Here is a 12,244-nt window from a genome sequence, read left to right as displayed (position 1 = left end):
CATTATTATCTCCGATGATTCACTTTTACTTCCTCAATCCGCGTATGTGCCAGTTGGGGGTGCGGAATGTGGGTTTTTAGCCAATATTGTTGGTGAACCCGCCCCTACAGGAATCAGGGTAATTGACCGGACATGATATCAATCTCTTAGTCTGCGGAGGCAGACTTAGTTTTTCTAGTAGCGATTTCAATCGCCGAATCATCGACAAACTGATTGCTGATTCAAAAGCCTGTTGGTGCGATCGGCTTAATGTCTGGGTCAAATCCTCCGACTTGATTTGTGCGAATTATCCACAAAAAAGCTCCTTGTTTTAATAAAACTTTGGCTATTTCATCTTGGGTTCGCCTCGGCAGCATTGTTCGGTAACTAATAGCAGTTTTTATCATGGTTGCTATACCTGCAAAAAAGGTTTTTTTCAGTTCCGCATCAATCCCCGCCAATGTCGAATTTTTCCGCCAATCTGGACGAACAATTCCGAGGGGCATTAATACTTTTTCTAAACTCTCTCCTAAAGCTACTAATTGGTGAAATCTTTGGGTTTGTGCGTCGGTGGGATGTGTTTTCAGCCAGTCTTGAATCTGAGGATTTGACTCTATTTCGGAAGTGATTTTTTTAATTGTGGCGTAAATTGCCTGACTTGAATCTTGGACACAAGAAGTTGCTGGCGTGACTAAACTTCCCCCGGTGCCGTCTCCGCTGCGGTAGCGGGCCATCATGATATCTAGTTGCTGGTTTAATTCGGTTAAAGGTGACAAGGTGATGCCGTCAAAATCGTAGTCGCAACACACGCAGTCTAATTTACAGATGATATCGCAAACCGGGCGATCGCCCAACCAGCCGCGCTGCAAGTCTCCCATGTAGCTTTGCCATTTGCTGGAACCAGCAACAATTCCGTCGGGATTGTGGGCGTAAACTTGTTTGTATTCTATGTCAAAACGCAGTTCGCTGGTAAAGCGATCGCGCACTACTTTTGCTACTCCAAAAGCAAAATGTCCGGTGACAATTCCCAGGGGTTGCCGTTCGCCTTTTTTGCCGCCGATACCCCCGAAACTGTGAATCACTATCCCGATATCTCCTTCTTGCCAAGGAGAGATTGAAGCGTTTTCTGTAGCATCATTTGGGGTTAACAATACTATTTTTGCTTGCCCTTTTTGGGCTGGTGTATTTTCCCAATTTTTGGTGCTTAAATAAGCGAGAGATTTTTTTAGTCCGAAATGTGTTTCATCTGGGATTAATTGGGCAATTTTGCGGGGTTCGATTGCCTCCACTACAAATATACTGTCTTCGTCTCTTTTGCCGTAAATATACCAGCCGTCTGGATTTAATGGCGATTGTTCGATTAGGTGATTGGTAGACCTCGCTACGCCATGTTTGTCTGGCTGTACTTGTGGAATCCGAATAATTTCTGCTGCGCCGTCAAATTGTTGAGATGTTTTGTTGAAATGCCGGACAATAAATTTGTCGCTGTCGGCTTCTTTTCGCTGTAAAATTGTGACTAAGGCGCAGAAACGTCCGATAATTTGTACTGGTTCGCGATCGATCGTGAGTTCCTGGCGATCGCTGCTGCTATAATGAATCGCAATCACCGGCCTCCGCAGCATCACAGTCACGCTGTCTTCGAGTCTGCTGCCTGCTAGAGTTTCTAAAGGGCCTACATTTCGCCAGCCGTTCAATCTATCTGGATGGATATTGCCAGATTTTTGGCTTTTTTTAGTTTCTTGTGTGAAGTTTATATCTTGACTGACTGCGTGGACAAAAAACTGTACTTCGCGATTTGTACTCCATTTCAAAAATGCTGTTTTGCCAATAAAACTTTTATACTTTTTGGGGGCATTTATTACTTCAAAAAAAATTGTCCCGTAGGGCTGGCGCTGTTCGTTTGAGGGCAAAATTAAGCGCCCGTGCCAAAGAGCGATCGGCTTGTAGAGATAGGCAACTGATGCTGAATTTTCGCAGATTATCTCCGGCTCAAGCGCTGTTGAAATATCGCTTTTGCCTCCAAAAATAGTGGCAGTTAAATTGCCGTCACTTTCTACAAATCTGGGTTCTAAAAAAACTTTTTCAGGTTGTGAAATATTAGCGGTTAAATGACCAGTGTTTCTTGTAAACGAGCGTCTAAATAGGTGATTGCTCTCTAATTTTGCCTGCAACCAATTGAGGAAAATGCGAATAAAAATAAACGCTGTTAAACCACAAACAACAGTTAAAATAATCAGCCCAAGTACCAAAATGAATTGGTTGAAAGACTGACCTGACAGTAAAAAAATGGTTGGCCCGATCCAAGGAAATGCCGCCATAATGTCTAAAAACGAGTTTTAGGTTCGATCCAGTCTGTGCTGGCTTGACTGCCGAAAACTAAGGGTTTGTCCTCGGTGACTGCTACCGTTTGCCCTGTCATATCAACTGCACAAAGAGGCCAAGATCGATCGCCCAAATTGCCTGCGCGGAACAGAACTTTTCCGGGACAAACTTGACTCCAACCCAACAATACAGCATGAGTGTAAAGACTGCGAGCAGGAGCAACGGTATAAGTGTAATTATCATTTTTGTCCCAAATGACACCGTAGTCGGACATATCGGAAGAGTTGAAAAGTGCTTCAAATTCGCGGGCGAGAATGCGGGAACCGTCTTGATTCCAAGAAACAGGCACTAAAATGGCGATCGTCCCGGACATATCTGTATCATCGCTAGCATACATCCCACTTTCGGCCAGGGGCGAAGCAGCCGCCACTGTTTGCAGTTCCCCGGTTTTGAGATTTTCCACAAACATGACGCTGCTAACCCGACATCGGGAGAATTCCGGCTGTACTTGCAACTCAATTCGACTGTAAGCTGCGTATTGGCCGTTAGTTGATACTAGGGATGGACTGCGATAATAGCGGAGGCCTGTGCCGGCAGTGGAGCTCACTTTAGCATGAGTGGCACTAATCCATTCCCAAGGAACGGGATAAGGGCTATTTAAAGGGTCAGTCATCGGTTTTTTTTCCAAAAGTTTTACTGAATTATCCAACAGATTCAGGCTGGCACGCAACGGACTAGAAACCTGGTTTCTAGTCCGTTGCGTGCCACCAAACCACAGATTTATATAAACCGGGTTTCTTTTTGAGATTTTAGATTGGAGGACAAATCTCAAATCTCAAATCTCAAATCTCAAATCGGATAGGTAAGATAGTATCGAAATTAATGTGGTCTGTACACCGAGAGGGATGAAATATGACGCGATCCTTTAACCAAAAACCTTCAATCCCCCCCACTCGCGTCTCCAAGTCGCGGGGAAAAGGTTTGCTTATACTGTCGCTGATTTTTCGACTGCTGCTGCTGGGGGTGGGCAGCGGTTTTGCGTGGGTTTTGGGGATGGCGATCGCTCAAATTTCTCCGTCAGGCGCGACGGAGATGCCGCTGGCAGAGAGATTGCTGCGTGTAACTCAAAATTTGACCTCCAGCCCGAAACGCGCCCCAGCAACGCCAATTCCGGCGCTCCCGCCACCAACCGCTACACCAAGTCCCCAGTCAACAGTCAGTCCTGCCCAGAGAGAGAAATTGCAGTCGGATTTGAGACAGTTGCAGGGCGAACTCAACGCGCTGATTGGTCGCACGGCGGCTTTGGAGAGTCAGTTGGGCAGCAGCCGCCCGACGGAAACTTTGGAAAAGCGTTTGCAGTTGATGTCGCGGGAATTGGCGGGGCCGGAAACGGCGGCAAGTCCTGTTCCTGCTTTACCGGCGATCGGCAGCAGCCCCAGTCTGAACCCTGAAACGGTGAATACTGCCCCACAGAATGCCAATAATCCGGTGTTTGGGGGGGATGGGCTGATGGTGACTCTGCCTAGCGATGTTTTGTTTGATACTGGCAGCATTTCTTTGCGCGCGGGAACAAGTGCGATTTTGGACAATTTGGTGGCGGAGTTGAGCAATCACGAGGGGGCAACTGTGCGGGTTGCGGGCCACACTGACGACGCGGGGGAAGCGGCGGATAATCGCAATGTGTCGTTTGCCCGGGCTCAGGCTGTGGTGCAGTATTTGTCGGGCGTACTCGGTCAGAAGTATCATTGGGTGGCGATCGGCTATGGGGAAAGTCGCCCTTCGGTGGATAATAGTTCGGATACTAATCGGCAGCGCAACCGCCGCATTGAAGTGGCAATTAGTCCTTAGTTTTTAGTGTTCAGTAATCAGTCATTAGTCGGCAGACTTGTAGATACTGTTGAAGTGTCAATGGTAGCGATCGAATAATTGGAGTCATATCACATCCGGTTGAACCGGAATTATTTAACCGCAGAGGACACAGAGGACGCAGAGGAAGAGAAGAGAGAGATGAATAATTCCGATGCCAACGGATTTGATATCGAACGGCTTCTGGGATGTTAAAATTGCTGTTGTGAATTTAAGATCAAACCTGGCAACTACGGAATTATACCCAAGTACGAGTGTCCCCGCGATCGGTCACGTAAGCGCTGAACTCCGAAAATTATTATTCCGATGCCAACAGAAACGATATAAATTGTATGTTTCAATTCCCTACTCCCCTTCTCCTTTTCTCCACTTCTCCCCTTCTCCTCTTCTCCCCTGCTGTCACGCCGAAGGTGTAAGAGGTGGCAAGTCAGAATTATTTTTAGCCTGATCTATTGCTTCTCGATGTTCGCTCCTAAGTTTCGGTTTTAAATACAAGTTTTCAATCAAAGCTGCCACTCCCGCAAACCAAGGTGGCACAATTACAGCTCCAATAATTCCTAATACTTGAACGCCTCCCAATACAGACAGCAATTGATATAAGGGATGCACACCAACCGATGAGCCAACCAGCAAAGGATCGAGGACGTAAGTTTCTAAATTCTGGATGATTACAAATAACAGTAATACCCACAAAAGTACCCAGCCACCTTTAGCTAATGCTACGATTAATGCTGGTACTGCTCCCAACACTGGGCCGATGAACGGAATCAAGTTGGTAACACCTGCGATCGCACCCAAGCCTAAAGCAAATTCCGGCATTCCCAAAATGCTCAAACCAGTGGTAATAAATATCCCTAAAATGCCCGAAACTAACACTCGCCCGCGAATATAACTCCCCATTCTTTGACCGATTGGCGCGGCTTGTGCAGCTAATCTTGTATCCCAAGGTTTAGGGAAAAATTGCACCAAACTTTTGATTAATGTGTCGCTGTCCGCAACCATGTAACCTGAAATAAATAATGCTAAAACTAGGCTGAAGAAACCGCCTAGAATGCCTCTTGTTAAACTGTACGATCGCAAAACCAGTTGTTGACTCGATCGAATCAGCCAATTAGTCAGCGATTGAGTGTCCACCAACTGACCTACTAAGGCAGGGGCATCGTCGGTTAGCCGACTCAATAAATTAGTTGCTAAGGTTTCCAGGCTTTCGACATAAACGGGTAACTGCCGCAGCAGTAACTCTATTTGTTCGATGACCGTGGGCCCGATTAACACTACCGTCCCGCTAAATCCGCCGATGAGAGTTAAATAAACCATAATCACCGCCAGCCAGCGGGGAACCCGCATCGTTTGGGCCCAATTCACGATCGGGACGATCGATGCGGCCAGCACAACTGATATCATCAGAATTACTAGCAGGCTCCGCAATTGCCACAGCAGCACTAGCAGCAAGGACGATGCTACAATTAGCAGCAAGTTAGGTAAAGAAATGGTTATCCGCTGTTCTGACATGATTAAGTAATTATATTTTTGGCGATCGTCTCACCCTTGATTTTATAATAAACGATATGATATAAGTTACAATTAAGATTATGAAAGTGCATTCAAGCAGTGGAAATGTCTTTGCTGACTTAGGGATCCCCAATCCTGATGAATTATTGATTAAGGCACAACTAGCTCATCAAATCAGTGAGTTAATTTCCGAACGCCAACTAAGCCAGACTGAAGCAGAAAAGCTCTTAGGAATCGATCGACCCAAGATATTAGCACTAATGCGCGGTAAATTATCCGACTTCTCTACAGAACGCCTATTTCGTTTTCTCAACGCACTCGGCAGCAATGTAGAGATTCGTATTGCCCACTCGCCACCAAATGTTCAAGCTAAAACTCACATTGTGGTAGCCCATAGTATATGATCAATTAAAACATTAATATGCAGCCAAAATATTCCACCCAAGATTTTTCCACCATGTCGTCTATAAAATCACCAACTCTGTTTTACGAATGGCAAAATTATCGCTGTGCTTACGATGTTTATCAACCAACTACTGCGACAGAAGATAGCATCCCTTTGTTATTAATTCATCCGATAGGAGTTGGTTTGTCAAGAATCTTTTGGCATAGATTTTGTGAGAGTTGGTACAAAGCAGGGAACAGTAATCCGATTTACAATCCCGACCTTTTGGGCTGCGGCGATTGCGAAATGCCGGCTGTGGCTTGCTATCCTGACGATTGGGCCGCACAGTTGCAGTATTTCTTGGAAACTGTAGTCAAAAAACCTGCGATCGTCCTCGTGCAAGGTGCTTTACTGTCTGTAGGCTTGGCTTTAGCAAAAATGCAGCAGGAAAGCGGCTCAAATTTAATTCGCGGCTTAGTTCTCGCCGGGCCTCCAGCTTGGGCGGTAATGAACAAACATTCGACAGAAAGACAGCAAAGGATTGTCTGGAATTTGTTAAATTCTCCCCTGGGAAATGCTTTTTACCGCTACGCCAGACGCGGTGAGTTTTTGCGTTCTTTTTCTGTGAAACAACTGTTTGGCGATGCTGCTCAAGTTGACAGCGAATGGTTGGATGCTTTGCAGGCTGGGGCGGCCAATCCTGACAGCCGTCACGCGGTTTTCTCGTTTTTAGCGGGGTTTTGGCGCCAGGATTATAGTAACACGATTCAAAAGTTCGATCGACCCGCACTCATTGTGATGGGAGAAAAAGCCTCCAGCATCAGTCAAGCGGGTAAGGAAGAGAAACCGGATGAAAGATTAGCGCAATATTTAGCTTATTTTCCCAATGCGGAAGGTTTATTAATGCCGGGGCGCAATGTTTTACCCTATGAATCAACCGCAGAATTTGTCGCGGCAGTTGCCGAGTTTGTGGATAAGTTAAATAAAAATTAAATCTCTTTCTGAAGTTGCGGTCTAATAATAACTGACACAGTTAATAGACCTCATCATGTGTGCCTATGTCGAGTAAAACAATGACTTCAGTATTTGTTTCCGTATCCTCTTCTATCGAGAACACGATACGACAATCATAGCCGCAAGAGCAGGACTGAAGACCGTCGAGTTTGCCGCCTAGTTTGTGGGTACCTAGGTTGGGAAAAAATACATCTGCTTCCATTTGTTGAAGAGATTCTTCAATACGTTGCTGGAGCTCAGGATTTCGTTTGACCAACTTGCGAAATGCTCGTTTGAATTTGGGAGTCAGAACCAGTTGTCTCATGCTTCCGGCTCGTCCAAAGACTGGCGTAATGTTGCAATAACATCCTCGGCTGACTGCTGTCGAAATTTGCCTGTACGGAAATCAGCTAAGGTTTGTTGAGCATCAGCAGCTATTTCCGCGCGGACACTCTCGCGGTGACGGTTTTGCAGGATTTTTATCAGCATTTCCTGCTGTTCGTAGGACAGTTGTAAAGCAGTTTCTAGCACTTGGTCGAGGGTATTCATAGAGTTAGGCTATTAGCTCTAAGGTTGAACAAATTGCGAAGTTGAGTAAATTGTATCGCTTATTCAAAGACTAGGCTACACTTAAAAAAAATGTACTAAACTCGGTTTTGTCATGGGCGACAACATCATTACGATTGAAGCAGGTAAACGCAGTGGAAAGCCTTGCATCAGGCGAATGCGAATTACCGTTTATGATGTGTTGGGTTGGCTGGCTGCGGGAATGTCTCATGCACAGATTATGGACGACTTTCCAGAGTTGACGGAGGAAGACATTAGAGCGTGTTTAGAATTCCGCGATTGAAATCGCTTAAGAGTCAAGCGAAGTCTGCCTCCTCCAACTATGAATTTGGTTTTAACTGCGGTGCCAAATTGTTGTACCATCTTTTTGATCTATTAAAGTAATTCCCTTGTCCTTGAGTTCGTTGCGAATGCGATCGCCCTCAGCAAAATCCCTAGCTTTCCGGGCATCTTTCCGCTGCTGAATCATCACCTCAATCTCCCCATCACTCAAACCATCAACAGCATCATTGCTGTCACCTTCCGGCTGAACTTCTAAACCCAAAACCCCCGCCAAAGTCACCAAAGTCACCCATTTTTGCTGCAACAATTCCGGCGAAGTTTCTGTTTTGCCTTGATGCACTAAAACATTACCTTCCTTGCCCAATTCCTTAGCCAATTCAAACAAAACCGTCACAGCGCCGGGAGTATTGAAATCATTATCCATCGCTGATTGGAATTCCTGCACAGCTTTGCCATCCTGTCCAGTTTTCTCAACGTCCCAATTCAGTTGAGAACCGTATCGGAGGCCAAACAGCAAACCTTCATTGATGGTATTCCAGCCATTTCGAGCATTAGCGATCGCCTCTTCGGTAAAATCAATTTGACTGCGGTACTGCGCCATCAACACAAACAGCCTCACCGCCATCGGTTCCACCGCTTTTGACTTCTCGCTTCCTTCCTTCTTACTCCCCCCCTTACCAAGGGAGTCTTCATTCTTACTCCCCCCCTTACCAAGGGGGGGCTGGGGGGGGTTAGATTCCAAATCGCCCGACCAATTCCCCTCCAACAAATCGCGAATTGTAATAAAATTGTGCAAAGATTTGGACATCTTTTTGCCATTGACAGTCACAAAAGCATTGTGCATCCAATAATTAGCCAGTGACTTGCCAGTCGCGGCTTCAGATTGAGCAATTTCGTTTTCGTGGTGCGGAAAAGTTAAATCGGAACCGCCGCAGTGAATATCAATAGTTTCGCCCAAGCAATCGCGCACCATCGCCGAACATTCGATGTGCCATCCTGGGCGACCTTTTCCCCAAGATGAATCCCAAGCAGGTTCTCCCGGTTTAGCGCTTTTCCACAGGGCAAAATCAGAGGAATCTTGCTTTTTTTGAGCTTCTATTTCTGCAGTTTCCAATCTACCGCTAGCCCCGGCCTGCATTTCTTCCAACTTGCGGCCGGAAAGTTTTCCGTAATCGGCAAACTGCCTCACCTTGTAGTAAACGTCGCCGCCGGAAGCATAGGCATAACCTTTATTTTCTAATTCGTGAATCAGCCGTTTAATGCCGTCGATTGTATGGGTGGCGCGGGGATATTCATCGGCCCTGAGAATATTCAGCTTGTCCATATCTACGAAATATTCATCGATGAAGCGTTCTGCCACGGCTTCCATTGTGGAATTGGTTTCGCGGGCGCGATCGAGAATTTTGTCGTCAATATCTGTAAAATTCTGCACGTAGCGCACATCGTATCCCCGCCACATCAGATAACGCCGCACCATGTCCCAGACAATGTAAGCGCGGGCGTGGCCGACATGGCAGTAATCGTACACCGTAACGCCGCAGCAATACATCCGCACCTTTCCTGGTTCGAGGGGATCAAAAGGTGATTCGCGACGGGTCAAGCTGTTGTAAAGCGTTAGAGTCATTCGATTTTAGATTTTAGATTTTAGATTTTAGATTTTACAAGATTTACGCAGAACCTCTATGTGTAGGGTGTGCAGTGCCCACCTTATCTGTATCAGTAGCGCGTCAAACCATTTTTGGGTTGAGGAATGTTGGTTTGTAGTTGCGATCGCCCGTTAGCGAAGCTCGCACAAGAGTATCGCCCAACTGCCAGCCTACCAAATTTTGTACTAAATCTCCTCTATCCATAGTACCGCCCTGGCCGACTCAATCTCACATCTAATTCATGTCAGGGAATGTTGACAATTGTTTCCCTGACGATCCCCACAAGTGCTTAATTGTCAAGATTCCCTGACAAAGTGATCCCCAAAATCACGAAAATGCGTATAAGTACCCAGGATTGAGGGAAAAGACCCCTTGACCCGATCGCAAGTTGTCTGCAACATTGAGTCATGACAAAACGATCCCAAAGAAATGCTTGGATTAAGCAGCCCTGGGAGTCGAATAGCGCGTGTGCTGCAAGCACAGCGTTGCTAGCAGCACCGATCGCACTCACAAAATCGATCTTGTCAATCAAGAATCGACAGATAAAGCTTTATTTAGATCGAACGGTGCGCGCAGAAGCCAAAAAGTCAAAACCCCCGATCGCATGGGGGACAAGACAAGCTAAAAACAAGCAAGGCTTCAAAGGTTGGAGAGATTTGGAAGCTCGATAATATGTAGATTTAAAAGAGTTTCTAACTCAAAAAGTCAACACATTTGTGTTGAAAGGAAAAATCTAACCCGCCATCCTAAATTAGTGGAGAACCAACTCATGGCAAAAGAACGCCCACCATTAGAAGAGATGACTTTGCGACAACTCCGCAGAGTTGCTAGCGAATGTGGAGTCTCTCGCTACAGCCGGATGCGGAAATCGCAACTCCTGGCATCAATTCAAGAAATTCAGCGCACCAAATTTTCCTACAGCCCATCTCGCAAACTAGAGGCACAAGAAGCAGTGGAAGCAGCAAAGTTTGAACTCGGTCAAGAAGATAGAACAGGCGGTTCTTTGTCGTCTGTAGATGAAGGTTTAGCAGATTTGCCCAACGGCTACGGCGAAAGCCGGGTTGTGTTAATGCCCCGCGACCCAGAATGGGCCTACACTTACTGGGACATTCCCAACGATCGCAAAGAAGAATTGCGTCGCCAAGGAGGACAGCAACTCGCCCTGCGGATCTACGACGTTACAGATGTTAACCTCGACATTCAAAGCCCGCACAGCATTCAAGAATATCCCTGCGACGAATTGGCGCGGGAATGGTACGTGCCAATCCCCGTGAGCGATCGGGACTACGCGATCGACATCGGCTACCGCTGTGCAGACGGCCGCTGGCTGGTATTAGCTCGATCAGCCGAAGTCCGGGTTCCTCCCGTCTATCCCAGCGACTGGATTGAAGACCAATTCATCACCCTCGATTGGGAAGAAGAGTTGCAAGGCAAAACCTTCGCCGAACTGGTTCCTCCGGCCAAGAAAATGGCACAAGCAGCCAATGGCTTCGGTTACAGCACCGAAAACGCTATCTACGAACAAATCTTCGGCATGGCAGAATCTGCCGAATCCCTGCGCGTAGCCGGTTCTATTTTCGGTTCCATGCAGCACGTCGCCGGTTCCGTCCAGCAAGTCGGCATCCACGAACAAGCTCTCAGTTCCTACGTGTTCCCCTCCGGCGTCGGAATGTGGGCGGCTCCCACCATGTCCGGCCTCACCGCGTCGGGTGTCGGTATGTCCGGCCTCACCGCGTCGGGTGTCGGTATGTCCGGCCTCACCATGTCGGGTGTCGGTATGTCCGGCCTCACGATGTCCGGTTTCGGTATGTCCGGTGTTGGTATGTCGGGAGTTGGCTTCGCCGCCCCGATGCGCCCCCGCCAGTTCTGGTTAGTTGCTGATGCCGAACTGATCGTTTACGGCGCCACCGAACCCGACGCTACCGTCTACGTAGGCGGACAGCCGATTAAACTCAATGCTGACGGCACTTTCCGCTTCCAAATGTCCTTCCAAGACGGCTTAATCGACTATCCGATTTTTGCAGTAGCAGCAGACGGCGAACAAAACCGCGCCATCCACTTAAAATTCAACCGCGAAACCCCAGAACGCCGCACCAATACCAAGCAGGATGCTGTTGTGGAATGGTTGGGCTAATCGCTCGCGGTCGATCGATCTGCGGGCTATCATTCAGGTTTGTGCCAATTTTTGAACCATCACAAGGCATAGCCTCAGTCGATCGTGATTTGTTAAGGTTAATCCCAGACAACAACCCATAACACCCCCTATACACCGTTCTCCTGTTTTGAGGAGCGGTGTTTTTTGTGTTTAGGACTTACTCAGAAACTGACTTTTTAGACCAGAATAGCTCGCGGATCGGGTGATCGACAAAAGTTATACCAATGCTTAAAAGTAGGGATAAATATAGATTGTATGCGAGCATCTGTAGGGACTTATGCCCAGCCTAAGTCCCTACTTTGTTTCATCTGAGATATTGCACAATTCTCAATTACTTGTTTAGGAACAGGCAAGATGCCTGTTCCACAAGAGATGAATTTCATTGTGGAACAGGCATCTTGCCTGTCCTTGACAATGGTGCAAGATGTGAGTTTCATCCGGTTGACAACTGCTATATTAGACCAATACTCCGGACAGTTTTTAAGCAGCCAGAGTACCATAAGACAAGACTGAAGGAAGGTTAGGGTGATTTAAAAT

General features: G+C 46.9%; 14 protein-coding genes. 7 read left to right on the top strand and 7 right to left on the bottom strand.

Features of this window, described 5'->3' with window-relative positions:
- Window positions 1-221: 221 nt before the first annotated feature.
- Both QUB10_RS32540 and QUB10_RS32535 read right to left on the bottom strand, forming a co-directional pair.
- Window positions 222-2,297, bottom strand: coding sequence for an abortive infection protein (locus QUB10_RS32540; protein ID WP_333207249.1), 2,076 nt, complete (start codon window positions 2,295-2,297; stop codon window positions 222-224).
- Window positions 2,298-2,302: 5 nt separating this feature from the next.
- Window positions 2,303-2,974 (bottom strand): hypothetical protein, encoded by a 672-nt coding sequence (locus QUB10_RS32535; RefSeq protein WP_333056017.1) that lies wholly within the window; start codon window positions 2,972-2,974, stop codon window positions 2,303-2,305.
- A 239-nt stretch (window positions 2,975-3,213) separates the two neighbouring features.
- Between QUB10_RS32535 and QUB10_RS32530 the strand changes: the two genes are divergently transcribed.
- Window positions 3,214-4,149, top strand: coding sequence for an OmpA family protein (locus QUB10_RS32530; protein WP_333207248.1), 936 nt, complete (start codon window positions 3,214-3,216; stop codon window positions 4,147-4,149).
- Window positions 4,150-4,566: 417 nt separating this feature from the next.
- Here QUB10_RS32530 and QUB10_RS32525 read toward each other — a convergent pair whose 3' ends face one another.
- Window positions 4,567-5,679 (bottom strand): AI-2E family transporter, encoded by a 1,113-nt coding sequence (locus QUB10_RS32525; RefSeq protein WP_333207247.1) that lies wholly within the window; start codon window positions 5,677-5,679, stop codon window positions 4,567-4,569.
- An 80-nt stretch (window positions 5,680-5,759) separates the two neighbouring features.
- Between QUB10_RS32525 and QUB10_RS32520 the strand changes: the two genes are divergently transcribed.
- Window positions 5,760-6,083 carry a helix-turn-helix transcriptional regulator gene (locus QUB10_RS32520; RefSeq protein ID WP_333207246.1) on the top strand — a complete coding sequence of 108 codons (324 nt, stop codon included), beginning with the start codon at window positions 5,760-5,762 and terminating at the stop codon, window positions 6,081-6,083.
- A gap of 17 nt (window positions 6,084-6,100) precedes the next feature.
- Window positions 6,101-7,057, top strand: coding sequence for an alpha/beta fold hydrolase (locus tag QUB10_RS32515; protein ID WP_333207245.1), 957 nt, complete (start codon window positions 6,101-6,103; stop codon window positions 7,055-7,057).
- A 40-nt stretch (window positions 7,058-7,097) separates the two neighbouring features.
- Here the strand turns inward: QUB10_RS32515 and QUB10_RS32510 are convergent, their stop codons facing one another.
- Together QUB10_RS32510 and QUB10_RS32505 are read right to left on the bottom strand one after the other, a co-directional pair.
- Window positions 7,098-7,382 (bottom strand): type II toxin-antitoxin system mRNA interferase toxin, RelE/StbE family, encoded by a 285-nt coding sequence (locus QUB10_RS32510; RefSeq protein WP_333207244.1) that lies wholly within the window; start codon window positions 7,380-7,382, stop codon window positions 7,098-7,100.
- Window positions 7,379-7,606, bottom strand: a complete 228-nt coding sequence (locus tag QUB10_RS32505) for a hypothetical protein (protein ID WP_333207243.1) — start codon at window positions 7,604-7,606, stop codon at window positions 7,379-7,381. The genes QUB10_RS32510 and QUB10_RS32505 overlap by 4 nt, the downstream gene beginning before the upstream one ends.
- A 112-nt stretch (window positions 7,607-7,718) precedes the next feature.
- Here QUB10_RS32505 and QUB10_RS32500 point away from each other — a divergent pair, with 112 nt between their 5' ends.
- Complete coding sequence (locus QUB10_RS32500) at window positions 7,719-7,907, top strand: DUF433 domain-containing protein (protein WP_333207242.1); 189 nt, start codon at window positions 7,719-7,721, stop codon at window positions 7,905-7,907.
- 51 nt (window positions 7,908-7,958) lie between these two features.
- On the opposite strand, the gene cysS is transcribed toward QUB10_RS32500, so the two are convergent.
- Together cysS and QUB10_RS32490 are read right to left on the bottom strand one after the other, a co-directional pair.
- Window positions 7,959-9,530 carry a cysteine--tRNA ligase gene (cysS, locus tag QUB10_RS32495; protein WP_333207241.1) on the bottom strand — a complete coding sequence of 524 codons (1,572 nt, stop codon included), beginning with the start codon at window positions 9,528-9,530 and terminating at the stop codon, window positions 7,959-7,961.
- Window positions 9,531-9,633: 103 nt separating this feature from the next.
- A complete protein-coding gene (locus QUB10_RS32490) occupies window positions 9,634-9,756 on the bottom strand; it encodes a hypothetical protein (protein ID WP_333207240.1) in 123 nt (40 codons plus the stop codon).
- Window positions 9,757-9,959: 203 nt separating this feature from the next.
- On the opposite strand from QUB10_RS32490, the gene QUB10_RS32485 reads away from it, so the two are divergent.
- The 3 genes from QUB10_RS32485 to QUB10_RS32475 all read left to right on the top strand — a co-directional run bounded on the left by QUB10_RS32485 (window position 9,960) and on the right by QUB10_RS32475 (window position 12,220).
- The gene (locus QUB10_RS32485; RefSeq protein WP_333207239.1) at window positions 9,960-10,223 is read left to right on the top strand and encodes a hypothetical protein; all 264 of its coding nucleotides are present in this window, start codon (window positions 9,960-9,962) and stop codon (window positions 10,221-10,223) included.
- Window positions 10,224-10,321: 98 nt separating this feature from the next.
- On the top strand, window positions 10,322-11,686 hold the full coding sequence (locus QUB10_RS32480) for a DUF4912 domain-containing protein (protein ID WP_333207238.1): 1,365 nt from the start codon (window positions 10,322-10,324) through the stop codon (window positions 11,684-11,686).
- 375 nt (window positions 11,687-12,061) lie between these two features.
- On the top strand, window positions 12,062-12,220 hold the full coding sequence (locus QUB10_RS32475; protein WP_333207237.1) for a hypothetical protein: 159 nt from the start codon (window positions 12,062-12,064) through the stop codon (window positions 12,218-12,220).
- The last annotated feature ends 24 nt before the right edge of the window (window positions 12,221-12,244 follow it).

Source organism: Microcoleus sp. B5-D4 (assembly GCF_036705145.1).
Taxonomy (GTDB): domain Bacteria; phylum Cyanobacteriota; class Cyanobacteriia; order Cyanobacteriales; family Microcoleaceae; genus Microcoleus.
Note: the sequence above shows the minus strand (reverse complement) of the source record. Positions and strands in the feature narration are given on the sequence as shown.

What these genes read in the sequence shown, in the direction of transcription:
- QUB10_RS32540 (WP_333207249.1), bottom strand. Translation starts at nt 2,297, where the DNA reads ATGGCGGCATTTCCTTGGATCGGGCCAACCATTTTTTTACTGTCAGGT.
- QUB10_RS32535 (WP_333056017.1), bottom strand. Translation starts at nt 2,974, where the DNA reads ATGACTGACCCTTTAAATAGCCCTTATCCCGTTCCTTGGGAATGGATT.
- QUB10_RS32530 (WP_333207248.1), top strand. Translation starts at nt 3,214, where the DNA reads ATGACGCGATCCTTTAACCAAAAACCTTCAATCCCCCCCACTCGCGTC.
- QUB10_RS32525 (WP_333207247.1), bottom strand. Translation starts at nt 5,679, where the DNA reads ATGTCAGAACAGCGGATAACCATTTCTTTACCTAACTTGCTGCTAATT.
- QUB10_RS32520 (WP_333207246.1), top strand. Translation starts at nt 5,760, where the DNA reads ATGAAAGTGCATTCAAGCAGTGGAAATGTCTTTGCTGACTTAGGGATC.
- QUB10_RS32515 (WP_333207245.1), top strand. Translation starts at nt 6,101, where the DNA reads ATGCAGCCAAAATATTCCACCCAAGATTTTTCCACCATGTCGTCTATA.
- QUB10_RS32510 (WP_333207244.1), bottom strand. Translation starts at nt 7,382, where the DNA reads ATGAGACAACTGGTTCTGACTCCCAAATTCAAACGAGCATTTCGCAAG.
- QUB10_RS32505 (WP_333207243.1), bottom strand. Translation starts at nt 7,606, where the DNA reads ATGAATACCCTCGACCAAGTGCTAGAAACTGCTTTACAACTGTCCTAC.
- QUB10_RS32500 (WP_333207242.1), top strand. Translation starts at nt 7,719, where the DNA reads ATGGGCGACAACATCATTACGATTGAAGCAGGTAAACGCAGTGGAAAG.
- cysS (WP_333207241.1), bottom strand. Translation starts at nt 9,530, where the DNA reads ATGACTCTAACGCTTTACAACAGCTTGACCCGTCGCGAATCACCTTTT.
- QUB10_RS32490 (WP_333207240.1), bottom strand. Translation starts at nt 9,756, where the DNA reads ATGGATAGAGGAGATTTAGTACAAAATTTGGTAGGCTGGCAGTTGGGC.
- QUB10_RS32485 (WP_333207239.1), top strand. Translation starts at nt 9,960, where the DNA reads ATGACAAAACGATCCCAAAGAAATGCTTGGATTAAGCAGCCCTGGGAG.
- QUB10_RS32480 (WP_333207238.1), top strand. Translation starts at nt 10,322, where the DNA reads ATGGCAAAAGAACGCCCACCATTAGAAGAGATGACTTTGCGACAACTC.
- QUB10_RS32475 (WP_333207237.1), top strand. Translation starts at nt 12,062, where the DNA reads ATGCCTGTTCCACAAGAGATGAATTTCATTGTGGAACAGGCATCTTGC.